The organism is Hyphomonas polymorpha PS728, assembly GCF_000685315.1.
Classification (GTDB): Bacteria; Pseudomonadota; Alphaproteobacteria; order Caulobacterales; family Hyphomonadaceae; genus Hyphomonas; species Hyphomonas polymorpha.
The window spans coordinates 62,508-77,838 of the sequence record NZ_ARYM01000015.1; the positions used below are offsets into that span (position 1 = coordinate 62,508).

A 15,331-nucleotide genomic window follows, 5' to 3' on the forward strand; every position below is an offset into this window, starting at 1 on the left:
TGGCCGGGGGATTTGGGCTGAGTTCGAAGTTGCGAGAATAGCTAGGACGTGTCGGGACGTGCGGAGAAGGTGCAGTCCCCCTTCGTCAAGGCGCTTTGCGCCTTGCCACTGGGAAAGAAAAGGTGGTGCGCATCATCAGCGCTGACGACAGCCGGGAAGTCTGACGACCAGCAGGGATCGCTCCACGGCTTTCGTGTGGGCTCGACTGGTCTGTAGGCGGAGGGGTCAGGCTGGGGGTCGCCGAGATATTCGATGTGCACGCCGCCCCACCACATCACGCGCAGCATGGCGCGGCTGCGCCCGGCGGCGCGCACTTCTTCCACAGCGCGGGCGAGCTGCCAGATCAGCACCGGCCAGAAGAAGGGATGCACGAACGCGAAATATCGCGCGAGCGCAGGTTCCTTTCTGAGGCGGGCAAGGCTGAACATCCGCCAAGGATACGCCCGGCACGGGAGGGGGTGGACAAGGATTGCGGATATTTCTTGTAATTGGTTGAAATATATGAAAATTTTAGGTCCGTCGCCAGCGGGATGGGTTGGATAGGGCGGGAAGGCCCTCACCTCCCACGCCGTCCGGGCGCGGGCCCCTCCTCTCCCGGAGGGAGAGGGGCGAGTTGCATCCAGCCTGGCTGTTCCGTGAGAGGGCGCAATGGGAAGTGAGGGGCTTCGTCAACCGATCATCGCGCCGCCGGTCTGCGGGGCGGGGACGCCGGTGGTGCCGGGCCAGCTGAGGGGGAGGCCGCGCGCTGTGCGGGCGGCGAGCAGAGCGAAGGCTTCGGCCTCTATTGAGTCGCCGCGCCAGCCGGCCTGCTCTGCGGTGAGCACGGTGCAGGGGCATTGGCGGGCGAGCGCGGCCATGAAGGACGGATTGTGCCGCCCACCGCCGCAGGCGATGAGGCGGGCGGGAACCTCCGGGAGCTGACGAATACCGGCGGCGACAGCCGCGGCGGAAAATTCTGTCAGCGTGGCGGCGCCATCCTCCAGAGAAAGCCCGCGCGCCATGGAGGCGTTGAAATCATACCGGTCGAGCGATTTGGGCGGGGGCTCCTCAAACCAGTCATGGGCGAGAAGCTGGGTCAGCAGGCCCTCATGCACACGGCCCGCAGCGGCGAGCCTGCCGCCAACATCATGCGTGCCCTTGCCGTGGCCTTCGACCCATTCATCGATGGGGCCATTGGCCGGGCCGGTGTCAAAGGCGATCAGCGTGCCATCCGCCGTGCGGGCGGTGATGTTGGCGACGCCGCCGAGATTGAGGACCACGGCCGGCTCCCCGCCGAGGCGGCGCATCAGGGCGGCGTGATAGGCCGGGGCAAGCGGCGCGCCCTGCCCGCCGGCGGCGACATCGGCGGAGCGGAAATCATAGGCGAGCGGCACGCCGAGCGCGGCCTGCATGGCGGGCGCGTCGATCAGCTGGAGGGTGGCGCCGGGCTGGCCGGGGCGCGCGCGGCGATGCAGCACCGTCTGGCCGTGGACACCGGCGAGGACGGGCCGGGGCGCGCCCGCCTGCCCAGTCATCATCGCCCAGGCATCGGCATGGGTTTTCGTGATCGTCTCGCAGGCGGCGGCGAAAAGCGCTTCGGGGCGCGGGCCCTGCCAGTTCCACGCGCGGGCAGCATCCGTGGCGGCCTGCAGGACGGCGCGCTCTTCGGCCGTGTATTTGCGCTCCGCAACGGGGCCAAATTCCAGCACATCCTCGCCATCTGTCAGGATCATGGCGGCATCGACCGCATCCAGCGAGGTGCCGGACATGAAGCCTGCGACCCAGACGGGACCTGAATTTGCAAGACCGGTGTTCAAGGCTGGCCCTTTCTGTGTTAGGCGCGCGCATCTCATCGGAGACACGAGAATATGAGCGATTTCAAGTCGGAATTCCTGCGCGAGCTGAGCTGGCGCGGCTTCATCAAGGACACGACTCACAAGGCTGAGCTCGATGCCTATTGCAGCACGGGAACGCCGGTCGCTTATGTGGGCTATGATGCCACGGCCGACAGCCTGCATGTGGGCCATCTGATGACGATCATGATGCTGCGCATCTTCCAGCGCCATGGCGGCAAGCCGATCGCCCTGATGGGCGGGGGCACCACCAAGGTGGGCGATCCGACCGACAAGGAGAAATCCCGCCCGCTGCTGACCGATGAGCAGATCAACGCCAACATTGCGGGTATCAAGACGGCGTTTGAGCCCTTCCTGCGCTTTGGCGACGGCGCCAATGACGCCATCATGGTCAACAACAATGACTGGCTGGGGGAGCTTGGCTATCTGGAGATGCTGCGCGCCATCGGCGTCTATTTCACCATCAACACGATGGTGAAGCAGGACACAGTGCGCCGGCGGCTGGAGGCGGAGCAGCCCTACACCTTCCTCGAATTCAACTACCTGCTGATGCAGTCCTATGACTTCCTGGAGCTCTTCCGGCGCCATGGCTGTCGGATGCAGCTCGGCGGGTCTGACCAGTGGGGCAATATCGTGGGCGGGGTGGACCTTGTTCACAAGGCGGAAGGCGGGGAAGCCTTCGGCGTGACCGCGCACCTTGTGACGACCTCTTCCGGCGTGAAGATGGGCAAGACCGTGGGCGGGGCCGTGTGGCTGAACGCCGACCGCAAGAGCCCGTACGAATACTGGCAGTTCTGGCGCAACACCGAAGACGCGGATGTGGGCAAGTTCCTGCGCCTCTTCACTGATCTGGGCCGGGAAGAGATCGAGCGGCTGGAAGCTCTCGAAGGTGCGCAGATCAACGACGCGAAGATTGCGCTGGCGAATGCGGCGACGACGCTGCTGCATGGGGCGGCGGCGGCAGCGGAGGCTGAGGCGGCGGCGAAGGCCGTGTTTGCGGGCGGGGCATCGGCGGACGCGCTGCCGACGGCGATTGTTCCGCAGGCGGAGCTTGAGGCGGGGATGCTGGTCGCGGCGGCGTGTACGGCGGCGGGGCTTTCCAAGTCCAATGGCGAGGCACGGCGGCTGATTGAGCAGGGCGCGATCCGTGTGAACGATGAGCTCGTGTCTGATCCCAATGCGAAGGTCTCGATGGCAGACATGCAGGATGGGGCGATCAAGCTGTCGGCTGGCAAGAAGCGGCATGCGCTGGTGAAGGCGGGGTAAGACCCGCCTAGAACTCTTCTTCCTTCAGCGGAGGGAGTTCCTGTGGCAGGGCCTGGTCCGGGGCGCGGGGGATCGCTTCGGGGATCTTGATGTCTGACGGGTTTTCGAAGACACGGCGGATGACGCCGGGCGCGAGCGCGGAGAGCGGGTTTACCGAGACGTTGGCTTTTTCCAGCGTGCCGCGCACGGAATAGGTCAGCGAGAAGATGCCCTCGCCATCGCGGCCGACGACGAGATCACCGATTATGGGAATTCCTCCGAGGGCGGAGTTGACGCCAAAGCTGGGCACCAGAACACCATCGATCTCGATGGCCTGGCTGGTCATGTCGATATAACCGTTCGCGGTGAGGCCGAGGGCGGGCCCCTGCGCCTTGGCGCCGGTGACGACATAGCGCCCGCCCTGCACTTTCATCGGAATGTCGATACGGGAGAACATCACGCCCTCCCCGCTCAGCGTGTCGGCAAGGCCGCGCAGGGAGGCGAGCGAGAGGATCTGCGTCAGGAAAGGTGCATTGCTCATCCGCGCATTGGAAATCTGCAGCAGCAGGTCTGCCGGCGCGGCGGCTGTCTCCAGCGTGCCGGAGAGGGCCATTTCCCCGCCCGTGATGAAGTCTGCGCCCAGGAAGGCGCTGGCGATGAAGCCGGCGTCGCCAGAGGAAACATCGATCCGGATCGGCGCTGATCCGCCGGCGGAGAGTTTGGCGCTGAGCGGGGCGCCGCCGAGGGCCAGGCCGCTCGCCTCCAGCGATTGCAGGCCGCGCGTGCCGGTGACGGCGCGAAGTTTCGCCTGGCGCAGATCGAGCCCCTCGCGCAGGGTGAGACGGTCAACTTCTGCAATGATGGTCAGCGGGGTACCTTCGGCAGGCTCTGCGCCGGCCGCGCCCGCCATGCCGCCCAGCCCCGGAATGATGCCGGAGGCATCAAGATATTTGCCGCGCAGCGTGACGGTCAGCCGGTCGCCCGGTTCGCGCTGCACCGCGCCGGAAACTTCGGCGACATTGCGGAAGAAGGCTTCCCGCAGGTTTGCCGAAATCAGTTTTGAATCGGCGCCAAGGGTAAAATCCCCATCCAGCCGCGCGGTCGGGCTGATTAAGGTCACCCGCGAGGCGGAAAGCTCTCCCTTCTGGGAAATGCTGACATCGGCCCGGGCCGCGGTGCCGGCCGGTTTGACCCATCCGATCTCGGACATATCGAGGCGCGCCGACGAAAGGTCGACGCTGATATTCGAGGTAACAAGTGTTTCCCCGTCCAGCTTTGCGGTGACATCTATGGGGGCTTCGCCAGTCATGTAGGCCCGGCCGAGAATGCCGAAGCGGTTGAGGAAATCTGCCGAGACGGTGCCGGTGGCGGTGAGGTCTGCCGGGGCGCCCTCATCAGTGAAGCCTTCATACCAGCGGAAGGTGACGGGCGACGGGCCCAGGCGGGCCGCGCCGGTAAGCTCGGCGCCCGCCTGATCGACCTTTACATCCATTGTCCCACTGGCGAGATCAAAGCCGAGCGCGGCGTTTTTCAGACCCGCATTGCGCACAGTGCCGATGGCGGTGAACCGAACATCCTCATACGGCACATCGTTGAGAGCGGGGCGGAACATCTCGAAGGTGAGATCCCCGTCGCCCGACATGCGCGCCGGATCGAAATCTATTTCCAGGCGCGAGTCGACAAGCGCCTTCATCATGTTCCGGGCGGGCCCGCGCCCCTTGGCGAAGACGCGGAAATCCTCGCCGCGCGGCGTGAAGGCCGGAAAATCCACCAGGCCCTCGGCAAGGGTCCATCCGGCGAAGCGCCCCTGGCTGAGCTGCACGCGGAAGCTGTTGCCAGTCAGGCGCCCATGGCCATAGGCATTTTCCACCGCAGGCAGATCATCCAGAAAGCGCACCCTGGCATCTTCCACGCGGAAGGTGACCTCCAGATGATCGTCCTTCAGATAACCGCCCGGTAGGCTGTCGCGGGCCAGCGTGATGCGGCCGGCAGCATCGAAGACTGTGCCCGTCTCGATGCGCTCTGCCGTAAAGTTGCGCGCACCTTCGCCGAGCTTGGCGGGCCAGAAATTCAGAACGGTCGGTACCTGCATCGGCCCGGGAACAGACAGCGTTACCTCGCCGAGCACCGGAGCCTCTCCGGGCTGGCGATCCGGCGTGCGGGCAAGATCGCCGGCAGCGTCAAATCTGGCGCCGCCGGAAACGAATTCCATTTTCGCCGCGCGCAGGGCGAGGGCATCAATATCCGCCTCAGCCGACGCGCGCACGCTGGCCAGATCAATCGGCGCGGTGAAGACGGGCGTAAGGTCGAGCGTCAGGGCCGGGCTTTGCAGCACGAAGGGGCGGAAGCCCTCTCCGGTGAGGGCCTTTTCAAGCGCGATATCTGCCGTGCCCTTGAACGGGCCGGCGCCGCGCGAGGCGACCTTGAGATTGAGCCGGTCCTCGGAGCGATCATAGAGCAGCGAGAGATCCAGATCCCGCACCGGCCAGACCTGGTCGTCAAAGGAGAACTGGCCCTCACCGCTTTTCGCGACCAAGGTGACTTCATCAATGCCGGTCTCTTCGGAAAGGTTCGCAGCGAGGCTTATGTCCGAGGGCAGACCTTCGGTGAGTTCGCGGTCAAGCCCGAGGCGGGCGCCGAAATCACCGAGCGGCCAGCCCGTGAGAGCAAGCTCTGCGCGCAGGCTGCGCGTGTCATTGGGGTTGGCAATCGACAGGGTGATCGCCGCAGGCAGCCCCTCGCCGAGGCCCTTGCCCCTGAAATTGAGAACCATTCCCGTAGCGCCCAGCGCCAGGCGCCCGCTGGCATCTTCAACGGTGCCGATCAACGCACCTGCCTGATCGCGCACGCGCAATTCGATATTCTCGAAGCCGGCGGCCTCAAGGCGCATGCTCGCGCGCGCCTCGCGCCAGGCGCGCAGCCATTCAGGAAGAACCCCGCCGACATAATCGATCCAGCCCTGCGGCGTATCGGGAAGCCGGGTTTCCCGAAACTCCGGCAGCGGATCACCTGCCAGCGCCCATTGACGCGCCGACATCTGGTCAATCGCGATCCAGCCATCGCTGAGATCCATGGCGAGCACTTCGATGCCGCCAAAAACCAGCGCCGAGCCGGAAAGCTGGATAACGGCATTTTCCGCCTCGGCGGCAGGACGCCCGGCGCCGTCCAGCAGGCGCACATCCTGCGCCATGATCTGCACGCGCCTGTCCTGCGGCGACCATTCCAGCTGCAGCGCGCCGAGGGAAACGCCGCGCCCACCCCGCGCATCGGCCAGCGCCTCCTCCACATCATCCCGGAAAACAGCCAGATCAATCGGCCCACTGGCGAGGCGCAGCATCAGCACCGCCGCCAGCACGAAGGCCAGCAGAATCAATCCGCCGAGAATCTCGAAAACCACAATGGAAGCGGTCTGGCGGACCAATAGCGGGCTCCTCAGGAAAGTCTCTTCTGCCGCAGGTCCAGAGGCATCATAAGACTATAAACTTCGTGAACTTCAGGCACCATAGGAGCATTGCATGACCACAGGACCGCAGGAAGGGCGCAAAGCCCCCGCTTTCTCGATGGAAACGACCGCCGGCAAGCGCCGCCTCGCCGATTATGCAGGCAAGTATCTGGTGCTATATTTCTATCCCAAGGACGACACGCCCGGATGCACGCAGGAAGCGCTCGACTTTTCTGCTCATGCGAAAGCCTTCGAGAAGGCGGGCGCGGTGGTGCTGGGGGTTTCCCGCGATCCGCTCAGCCGTCATGAAAAGTTCGCAGCCAAGCATGCCCTCACGATTCAACTGGGCAGCGACGAGGACGGGAAGGTCTCCGAGGCCTATGGGACATGGGAGGAAAAATCCATGTACGGAAGGACGTATATGGGCATGGCGCGGCGCACTTTCCTGATCGGGCCGGATGGCAAGATCATCCGTGTGTGGCCTAAAGTGCGCGTCAAGGGACATGCCGAAGATGTTCTGGAAAACATTAACTCCCTGACAGGTTAGGCGGCGCTGGCGCTGTAGTTCCTGCAACAGATGCCCAGGTTAACAGCAGATTTACCCAATCATGCTAAGATTGCCTAAAAATATGCTCCCAAGGGGTTTCGCGAAGAGGCGAATTGGGTATGTATAAACGCGGGGTATGGGAGCGCTGCGGAAGATTTTTCTGCGGTCATCATAAAAAGTTTCCAGCTGACAGGTAGCTTGCATGGCGAAGTGGAGTGCAAACCTTAAAGCGACGTTCGACCGCGCTTTTCCGGAACGCCAGATCTATCACCGCAGCGGAGGCACTGTCCGCTACATTTCCATCTCTCCCTGGCAGCAGGCCATGATGGCCGCCGGGGTCACCGCCCTCGCCAGCTGGACCATGTTTGCCACGGCCAATTTTGTGCTGGGCGGCGGGCCGGGTACTCCGCAGACGGGCGAAGGCAAGGAACTCGCCAAGTATGAGCGCTGGGTCCAGGATCTGCGCGCCCGCGAATCGCTGCAGCGCACCCTGCTTGAAGAACGCAGCAAGGAAACCGCCGAACTCGAGCAGAAACAGCGCGCGCTGGAAGAACTGCTGAACGAGATGCGCGACGAGGACGGCATGAAGATGTCGGCGCTCGAAGGCGATGGCGCGCCCCTGCTGATCGAAGCCACCATCGAGGAAGCCGATCGCCGCCAGTCGCGCGATGCTTATCTCACCCTGGCCTCCATCGGTGTTCCGGCTGCACGCGGCACGCCGAAGGCCATCGAGTCTGACATGAACATGCTGTTCAATCAGATGGAAGATCTCGCCGCCGAGCGCGCCGAACGGGCCCGCGGCGTGCTGAACCTGACCCAGGTGGCCACCGGCGACCGGATTGCCGCGCCGCAGTCGGGCATTGGCGGCCCTCTGGTTTCCATCGGCGCGCTGACCTCTTCGGCCGCTGAACCGGCCATTGGCGGTGATCAGCCCTTCATGGTGCGCCTGTCACAGGCCCGCGCCCGCATCGCCGAGATGAAACATTACGAGCGGATCGTGAACGACCTGCCGCTGGGCATCCCGGTCGCCGTTCCGTTCCGCTATACAAGCCCTTACGGCATTCGCGTCGACCCCTTCACGAAGCGGCCTGCCGCACACTGGGGAACGGATTTTGCCGCCTACCGGGATGCGCCGATCGTGGCATCTGGTCCGGGCACGGTTGTTTTTGCCGGATCGCGCGGCGGTTATGGTCTGCTGGTCGAGATCGACCACGGCCACGGCTTCAAATCGCGTTACGGCCACCTTCGCTCGTATACGGTGAAGAAGGGCGATGTTATAAAAGTTGGGGACCTGGTTGGGCGCATGGGTTCTACGGGGCGCAGCACCGGGGATCACCTTCATTACGAAGTGTGGTACAATGACAAGCCTTATGACCCTATGAAGTTCCTGAAAGCAGGCAAACATGTTCACAAAGAATAACAAAACGCCGGCGGCTCCACCGCCCGAACCGATGCAGAAGCCGGTGCCAGCCCAGGATGCCATTCGTGGCGCCGCCTCCAAACCTGCCGCCCGCGCGGCTTCCATCATCTGCGCCGACATGAAGATCAACGGCTCGGTGACCTCGGAAGGTGCGCTGCAGATTGACGGGATCGTGGACGGCGATGTCAGCGCGACCGACATCACCATCGGTGCCAGTGGCCAGATCACCGGCGAAGTGAAAGCCGAAGTCGTCAAGGTCAAGGGCCGGATCAAGGGTTCGATCCGCGCACGCAAGGTGGAACTGGAAACCGGCGCGCATGTGAAGGGGGACATTGTCCACTCCTCGCTGCAGATCCAGTCGAACGCCGTGTTTGAAGGCCAGGTGAAGCATGCGGATGATCCGCTGCGGGAAACCGGCCCGGTGGCGGCTTCGCCGGCCAATGAGAGCAAGCCTGCGCTCTCCTCCGCTACGCCTGGCCCTTACAGCATCTCCAGCTCTTCGCCGCCGAGCTGATCTGCGCGGAAGCTGTTTCGAGACAGTCAGAGATTTTCAGAACGCCGGCAGATTTTCTGCCGGCGTTTTTGTTTGGCCGGAGGCGGAAGATAGGTCTCCTGATTTTATTGGACTTTTCCGGACAATGACAGGATTCCAGGCGCCCTGGGCAGGACAGGCCCGGACAGGCGGGGGACATTTCTGGACAAATCCGGACAGGTTCGGACACTTCCGGACGGGCGGTGACAAGCCGGATGCCAGATGCAGAAAGCCCCGGACCAGACGGCCGGGGCTTTCCATTAGACTTGCTCAAGGGGGCCAGGGCCCGCCTGCCGGATCAGACCGGCTGGGCGGCGCGCTTGCACTCAGGCGTTTCGTTGAACTTCGCCTCAGCTGCCTTCAGGCGGTTTTCAACGGTTCTACAGCCTTCCGGCATGTTGTCGCCAAGGGCCTGGAGCTTCTTGCAGATCTTCTCTTCGTTCTGAACGTTGAGCATCGCGGCCTGAACCTCGAAGCAGACAAGCGCGTCGCGCGTGTATTCTTCGGAGTCCATGAAGGCGAGCCAGCCGCGGCCACCGGCATTATTGGCCTGACGGAAGGCTTCGCGGGCACCGGCACGATCCCGACGCTCATAGCGCGACTGGCCGATCCGGACCCAGGCATTGCCCCGGTCTTTTACGCCGCCGAGCTGAAGTGCGCGCTGGAGCGCCTCTTCGGTTTCCGGCCATTTCTGCAGCTCGCTGTAGGAAGCGCCGAGACGCTCATACATCGCGCCGCCACCGCCCATTTCAGCGGCCTGACGGATCACCGGGATGGCTTTCTCATGCTCACGGGCCACCTGGTAGAAGTCTGCCAGGAGGGACATGCGCTCAACCGACTTCTTGATCCGACCGGCATTCATTTCCTTCTCGAGCACGCGGGCAGCGTGATAGGGCGCGTTGAAGCGGTTGTAGAAGTTCACAATGCGCATGATTTCGTCTTCGGTGGTCAAGAGACCGCCGAGATACATAGCCTTCTGGACTTCGAACGCCTTGCGCTCCTCGTTACCAGCAAAGTAGTTGCCGGCAATTGCATCCCAGTATTTGCGCTCTTTCGGGTTCCGCTCGACGAGGGCTTCAAGCACCTCGGCCAGCTTCGCCTTGTTGCCGGTGTCGTTGTACAGGAAGACGAGCAGGTCATAGAGCTGCTGGTCGAACTTGGCGCCATCGTCACGGCGGACTTCCTCGGCCCAGCGAATGGCCTCGGCATTCTTGTTGGCGCGCTGGTTGAGCACGGCCAGCTGCCATTTCTGCGTCCGGTCCGGCTTGCCGCCAGCCTGCATCCAGCGCGTCATGTAGTCGAGCGCCTGAGCCAGGTTTTCATCCTGCAGATAGATCTGGGCAATGTTGTAGTAGGTCTGGGCGCGCTGATCAGCCGGGATATAGCCCTTGTTGATTGCATCCAGAAGATCGCGGACGGCGCCTGCGCGGTCGCCCTGTTCGATCTTGATGTAGGCAGAAAGGCGGATAACCGCGCCTTCTTCATAACAGTTGAGCTCGCCGGCGCGCAGCTGGTTCAGCTTCGCGATTGCCGTCGCCCAGTCTTTGTTCGCCATCGCTGCGGTTTCAGCTTCAAGATAGGTCTGGCCCGTCTTGGCGCTGAAGGTGGTCTCCGTACAGGCCTGCGCGAGCGCAGATCCTGCACCCATGACTGCCATCGCCCCCGCTACGATCGCCCCTTTAAGGATTGCCTTGAGTTGCATCGTTTTTTCTCCTCACCGCCAAAGCGGCATACTGGACCTGATGGATCGCCGGCCCGGCCCCTGAGCCCTACCGGCAATTCCGTCGAAGGGGCTGATGGCTGCCGCTGAAACAGCAGCCATCACCCGATGGGGGCCCTACTGGATCTTGAATTCCAGCGGGTAGACAACGTTCCGGCGCTCAACCGCCTGGCCGCGAACGATCTTCGGCGCAAACTCCACGCGCGACACGGCGCGTTCGGCTTCCGACTTGAAGACGCTGTCGGTGCAGGTTGCCACGATGTTGTACGGCTTGCCGCGGGTATCCACGTCAAAGCGCACATCGCAACTGCCCGAGAGGCCACGTTCAGCCGCACGCTGCGGGAACGAAGGCGTCGGCGGGCGGATCGGCTGCGCGTCACGGTCGGACACGGCAACCGGGTCGATCGCCAGCGAGTTCATCCGGCCAAGATCAAGGTTCTGCGGCACGCCGCCCTCGATCTTCGGAGTCGGCAGGTTGATGCTCGACTTCGTGGCAGACTGTTTCGGCGGCGGCGGCGGCTTCTGCGCAGCATCGATCTTCTTGGGCGGCGTCCGTGTACGGGTACGCACCTCGGTGTCCTGTTTCTGCGGCGTGATCGCCGCCAGGGTCCGGGTTTCACCTTCGGCAAGCTCGATCTCGTCGACCGAAATCAGCGAGTTCATAAGCAGGAAGATCACCACCACGATCGGGATCGCGAGAACCACCCCGACCAGCAGACGCATGAAAGGATTATTGAACATGCCCGATCCTCCCTAACCCGACGTTTTCGCGGAGATATTGATGACGGTGTCACCATCAATCTTGTTGATGGCTTCCATTACGTCAACCATTACCTGCGCCTCAGCGTCCACATCGGTCTGGATCACCACCTCGCCCCGCGGATTGTCGAGGCGCATTTCCTTGAGCACGAAGCCGAGCTCATTCGGGTTGATGCGTTGCTTGTCGATGTAGATTTCACTGTTCTTGTCGATCGCGATGAGGATGGCGAGCGGCTTGGCCGCTGCCTTGTTATCCACATCCGGACGGACAATCGGCACACCCGGTTCCTTGATGAACTGGGCCGTCACGATGAAGAAGATGAGCAGGATGAACACGACGTCCAGCATGGGCGTCAGGTTCACGTCATCCTCGGCGCTGCCCCCACCCGTTGCCAAGCGTTTTTTTCTGGCCATTGGGGTCTCCTAGGTCTGCGAAATGACGATGTTCACACGATCGCGGAAGCCCGCATTGTACGCCTCGTCACGGATCTTCACCACAATACCGCTACGGGTTTTGGGGTGAGCCTGAATGATAAGCGCACTTTGCGGATTTTCTGCGACCACGCGTTCGATATTTGCACGCACCGAGCCGATATCCGTCGGGCGACCGTTCACCGTGATGAGATTGGACTCATCAATGAAGATCAGGATCGCCTGTTGGGTCTGCTGCTGCTCCTGGTCAGGAGACGGCGGCGGCGGCGGCTCAAGGCCGATCGCCTCCTCACGTGCAAAGGTCGACGTCACGATGAAGAAAATGAGGAGGATGAAGACGACGTCCAGCATGGGCGTCAGGTCAACATTGGCCTCCTCGGGAGGTCTTGCGGAACGTCCACGCATCAGCCGATCTCCATCTCATCTTCGACCGCCTGGACAGCGCGGTTCACCCGCCGGTCCATGCCCGATGTGAACAGGATGCCGGACAGGGAGGCCACCATGCCTGCCATGGTCGGGATCGTGGCGCGCGACACACCGGCCGACATGGCCTTCGCATCTGCACCGGAAGTGATGGCCATGATATCAAACACGGCCACCATGCCCGTCACTGTGCCCAGCAGGCCCAGCAATGGCGCAAGGGCCACCATTGCTTTCGTCAGCTGGACATTCGCCTCCGCCTTGGCGCGCACTTCGGAGACGAGCTTGTCGCGGATCCAGTGGGCGGGGACGGACTTGCGGTCCGACCGCGCGCGCCACTCGGCGATCGCTTCAGCTGCCACCTGCTTGTGAGCAAAGCGGAAGTAAAACAGCCTTTCCAGGATCAGGGCCCACATGATGAATGTGGCAGCCATGATGACGATCAGAACGGGACCGCCACGATCAAGGAAGGCTTGTAGGTCTTGGAAACCCATATCGGGTTACTCCTCGAGCGCTCTGAGGGGCGGGCTTATGCCCGGCCCCCGTGGACGGATTCCATCTTCTCGGCGACGAGGCCAGCGGCCTGCTCGTCGAGGAGCTGCTGGTTGCCGCGGGCCATGGCCGAGACAACAGCGTGGATCAGAAGCAGCGGGATAGCTGCGACGAGACCGAACACCGTGGTCATGAGAGCGACCGAGATACCGCCAGCCATCAGCTTCGGATCGCCGGCACCGTAGATGGTGATGGCGGTGAAGGTGATGATCATACCGACGACCGTACCCAGAAGACCGAGCAGCGGCGCGACGGCAGCAAGCACTTTGATGATGTCGTTGAAGCGCTCGATGCGGGGGCTTTCGCGCAGGATCTGCTCGTCCAGCTTCAGCTCGAGGGTTTCAACATCGGCATTGCGGTTGTTCTCGTAGACTTCGAACACGCGGGCCAGCGGGTTGCCGGTGCCGGCCTGGCGGGTTTTCGCCGTGCCGCGCATTGCGCCGCCCATGGTGAAGAGGGTGAAGATCTTGAACAGGCCGAGCAGGATACCGGCGACGGCCAGAGTGGCGATCACGGCACCGACTTCACCGCCCTGTTTCAGACGATCACCGAAGGTCGGCAGGTCGCCGAGGATACCGAAGAGGTTGCCTTTCGACGGATCGACCGGAGCGCGGACGACTTCGCCTTCACCCGCGCGGATCAGCGAAGCGATACCGGAGGAGTAAGCGCCGCCCGGCTGTTTCGCGAAGACCTGCAGGAAGGTGTCGGAACCCTGGCCACCACGGACTTCGACGAAGTCGCGTCCAGCGGTGGTGGCGGCGGTGAACACGCCGACGCGGATCAGTTCAGCTTCGCCATTCGAGCCGTCAGCGCCGATGCCGTTGACCGTCGCGGTGAAGGTCTTGACTTCGGACTGGGCGATCATTTCCTGCAGCATTGCCTTGGGCAGACGCTCCAGCTGGGCGCGGGTCGGCAGGACGCGGGCTTCAGCGATCTCGGCGATGGCTTCCACGCGGTCTTTATAGTCGAAGTTGGCGACCGAGTTGGCGATTTCCGGCATCGTGGCGCCGGCTGCCGAGCGGAACTGGCCAAGCAGTTCCTGGAAGTCACCGGCCTGAGCCGAAACTTCTGCTTCCAGAGCGCCGAGCTGGGCTTCGTTGGCATCGAACTCGCGGCTGAGAGCTGCGGCGCGGCCTTCAGCAGCGGCGAGCGCGTTGCGAGCTTCGGCCATACGGGCGGACTGGCTGGCGGTGTCCTGCTGGAATTCGCGCAGGCGAGCCTGGTCAGCGGCGGACATCTGCTCGGAGTCGCGGCGAACCGCAGCGAGCACTTCAGAAAGGGTCTGAGCGACGGCCGGGGGCGCCATCGTGGCAGCAGTTGCCGCAACGAGGACAGAAACACCCAGAGCCTTCAGAGAGGATTTGAACTTGAACATGTTTTGAAAACCTTTGTGTCTGACGGTTCGGGCCGTTTACTGGACCGAGAACTTCTGGACCGGGGCGAACAGAACGACCTGCTGGGCCTTGCCCTGAGCGACGCGGATGGCGCGCTGGACTTCCGGCACGTAGCTGCCAGGCAGGTTGACCCACTCACCGGTGGCGCGGTCAAAGCGGGCAGCTCTGCCGTTCGGCGTCAGGTAGACGTAAGAAACACGGCCATAGAGGAACATGTCCACGGTGGTCGGGTTGCCGTCGATGGAGATCTCTTCCTGCCAGGTGTCGATCGTGCGGCCGTATTCCATCTCAGCCTGGTAGGCTTCCATGATCAGGCGGTACTGTTCGGAGGCAGAAACGTTCGGGCTGCGCATCACGCCGTCCAGCGCTTCAAGGCGGGCGTTACGCTCTTCCATCTTGAAAGGCAGGTCGGCGGCAACAAAGAGCTTCAGGTCTTCGATCATGCCGAGCAGCATCGGGACAGTCTGCGCGGTGATGTCGTCGATCGAGCCGAGCTGTTCGGTGAGCGAGGCAATCTCTTCCCGCTGGCTCTGCACGACGAGTTCCTGCTGCTTTGCAAAGAGCTCAGCAGCGTCGCGACGCTGCAGGAGCGTGCGGTATTCGCGAACCATATCCGAACGTTGATCATCCAGCTGGTTGATCTGATCCTGGATCTGTTCGGCTCTCCGGGTCGCTTGCTCGCCCGTGTTCAGCGCCTCGCGGAATTGAGCCTGAGCTGGAATGGCCAGCCCGGCGATCAGCGCGGCAGCGATCACGCTGCGAGCGGGTGAAAGAAGTTTCTTCATGAGGTTAGCCTCTCAACTCTCCAAACAAACGGTGACGCACCCTCTCCGGGGCGCGTAAATCCTGGTTGCGGGCGAGCCTGCTCACGAGGCCGTCCCGATCTTATGCCGGCTCACACACACAGAGCCGCAAAGTGAACCCGGAAGTGGATGGGAGAATCAAAACCCAATCACCTCCCCTGCATGGTAACGGGACGCTGTCCGTCCTCTATTCTTGTCTGATAGACCCAGCGGCATTCTGCTGCGGAGCGCCG

General features: G+C 62.9%; 14 protein-coding genes. 4 read left to right on the forward strand and 10 right to left on the reverse strand.

The genetic code is table 11. The features are described from left to right. Nucleotides 1–41: 41 nt before the first annotated feature. Nucleotides 42–428, reverse strand: coding sequence for a hypothetical protein (locus HPO_RS13295; RefSeq protein ID WP_035599726.1), 387 nt, complete (start codon nt 426–428; stop codon nt 42–44). A 240-nt stretch (nt 429–668) separates the two neighbouring features. Then, entirely contained in the window at nt 669–1,796 is a 1,128-nt protein-coding gene (locus HPO_RS13300; RefSeq protein ID WP_241767919.1) for an anhydro-N-acetylmuramic acid kinase, read from the reverse strand. 51 nt (nt 1,797–1,847) lie between these two features. Between HPO_RS13300 and tyrS the strand changes: the two genes are divergently transcribed. Continuing rightward, nucleotides 1,848–3,098, forward strand: coding sequence for a tyrosine--tRNA ligase (tyrS, locus tag HPO_RS13305; RefSeq protein WP_035599728.1), 1,251 nt, complete (start codon nt 1,848–1,850; stop codon nt 3,096–3,098). Between the two features lie 7 nt (nt 3,099–3,105). Here the strand turns inward: tyrS and HPO_RS13310 are convergent, their stop codons facing one another. Continuing rightward, nucleotides 3,106–6,498, reverse strand: a complete 3,393-nt coding sequence (locus HPO_RS13310) for a YhdP family protein (RefSeq protein ID WP_035599731.1) — start codon at nt 6,496–6,498, stop codon at nt 3,106–3,108. Nucleotides 6,499–6,592: 94 nt separating this feature from the next. On the opposite strand from HPO_RS13310, the gene HPO_RS13315 reads away from it, so the two are divergent. The 3 genes from HPO_RS13315 to HPO_RS13325 all read left to right on the forward strand — a co-directional run bounded on the left by HPO_RS13315 (nt 6,593) and on the right by HPO_RS13325 (nt 9,000). Next, nucleotides 6,593–7,066 (forward strand): peroxiredoxin, encoded by a 474-nt coding sequence (locus HPO_RS13315; RefSeq protein WP_035599733.1) that lies wholly within the window; start codon nt 6,593–6,595, stop codon nt 7,064–7,066. A 202-nt stretch (nt 7,067–7,268) separates the two neighbouring features. Continuing rightward, entirely contained in the window at nt 7,269–8,486 is a 1,218-nt protein-coding gene (locus HPO_RS13320; RefSeq protein ID WP_035599734.1) for a peptidoglycan DD-metalloendopeptidase family protein, read from the forward strand. Beyond that, nucleotides 8,470–9,000 carry a bactofilin family protein gene (locus tag HPO_RS13325; protein ID WP_035599735.1) on the forward strand — a complete coding sequence of 177 codons (531 nt, stop codon included), beginning with the start codon at nt 8,470–8,472 and terminating at the stop codon, nt 8,998–9,000. Before HPO_RS13320 ends, HPO_RS13325 begins: the two co-directional genes overlap by 17 nt. 316 nt (nt 9,001–9,316) lie before the next feature. Here HPO_RS13325 and HPO_RS13330 read toward each other — a convergent pair whose 3' ends face one another. The 7 genes from HPO_RS13330 to HPO_RS13360 all read right to left on the reverse strand — a co-directional run bounded on the left by HPO_RS13330 (nt 9,317) and on the right by HPO_RS13360 (nt 15,080). Next, the gene (locus HPO_RS13330) at nt 9,317–10,720 is read right to left on the reverse strand and encodes a tetratricopeptide repeat protein (protein ID WP_035599736.1); all 1,404 of its coding nucleotides are present in this window, start codon (nt 10,718–10,720) and stop codon (nt 9,317–9,319) included. 135 nt (nt 10,721–10,855) lie between these two features. Continuing rightward, nucleotides 10,856–11,479 (reverse strand): TonB family protein, encoded by a 624-nt coding sequence (locus HPO_RS13335; RefSeq protein ID WP_035599738.1) that lies wholly within the window; start codon nt 11,477–11,479, stop codon nt 10,856–10,858. 12 nt (nt 11,480–11,491) lie between these two features. After that, nucleotides 11,492–11,911 carry an ExbD/TolR family protein gene (locus HPO_RS13340; protein WP_035599740.1) on the reverse strand — a complete coding sequence of 140 codons (420 nt, stop codon included), beginning with the start codon at nt 11,909–11,911 and terminating at the stop codon, nt 11,492–11,494. 9 nt (nt 11,912–11,920) lie between these two features. Then, on the reverse strand, nt 11,921–12,334 hold the full coding sequence (locus tag HPO_RS13345) for an ExbD/TolR family protein (RefSeq protein WP_035599741.1): 414 nt from the start codon (nt 12,332–12,334) through the stop codon (nt 11,921–11,923). After that, nucleotides 12,334–12,843: a MotA/TolQ/ExbB proton channel family protein gene (locus tag HPO_RS13350; RefSeq protein WP_035599743.1), complete on the reverse strand. Its 510-nt coding sequence runs from the start codon at nt 12,841–12,843 to the stop codon at nt 12,334–12,336. Before HPO_RS13350 ends, HPO_RS13345 begins: the two co-directional genes overlap by 1 nt. Nucleotides 12,844–12,878: 35 nt before the next feature. Continuing rightward, a complete protein-coding gene (locus tag HPO_RS13355; RefSeq protein ID WP_035599746.1) occupies nt 12,879–14,276 on the reverse strand; it encodes a MotA/TolQ/ExbB proton channel family protein in 1,398 nt (465 codons plus the stop codon). Nucleotides 14,277–14,312: 36 nt separating this feature from the next. Next, nucleotides 14,313–15,080 (reverse strand): DUF3450 domain-containing protein, encoded by a 768-nt coding sequence (locus tag HPO_RS13360; protein ID WP_035599751.1) that lies wholly within the window; start codon nt 15,078–15,080, stop codon nt 14,313–14,315. Nucleotides 15,081–15,331: the final 251 nt, after the last annotated feature.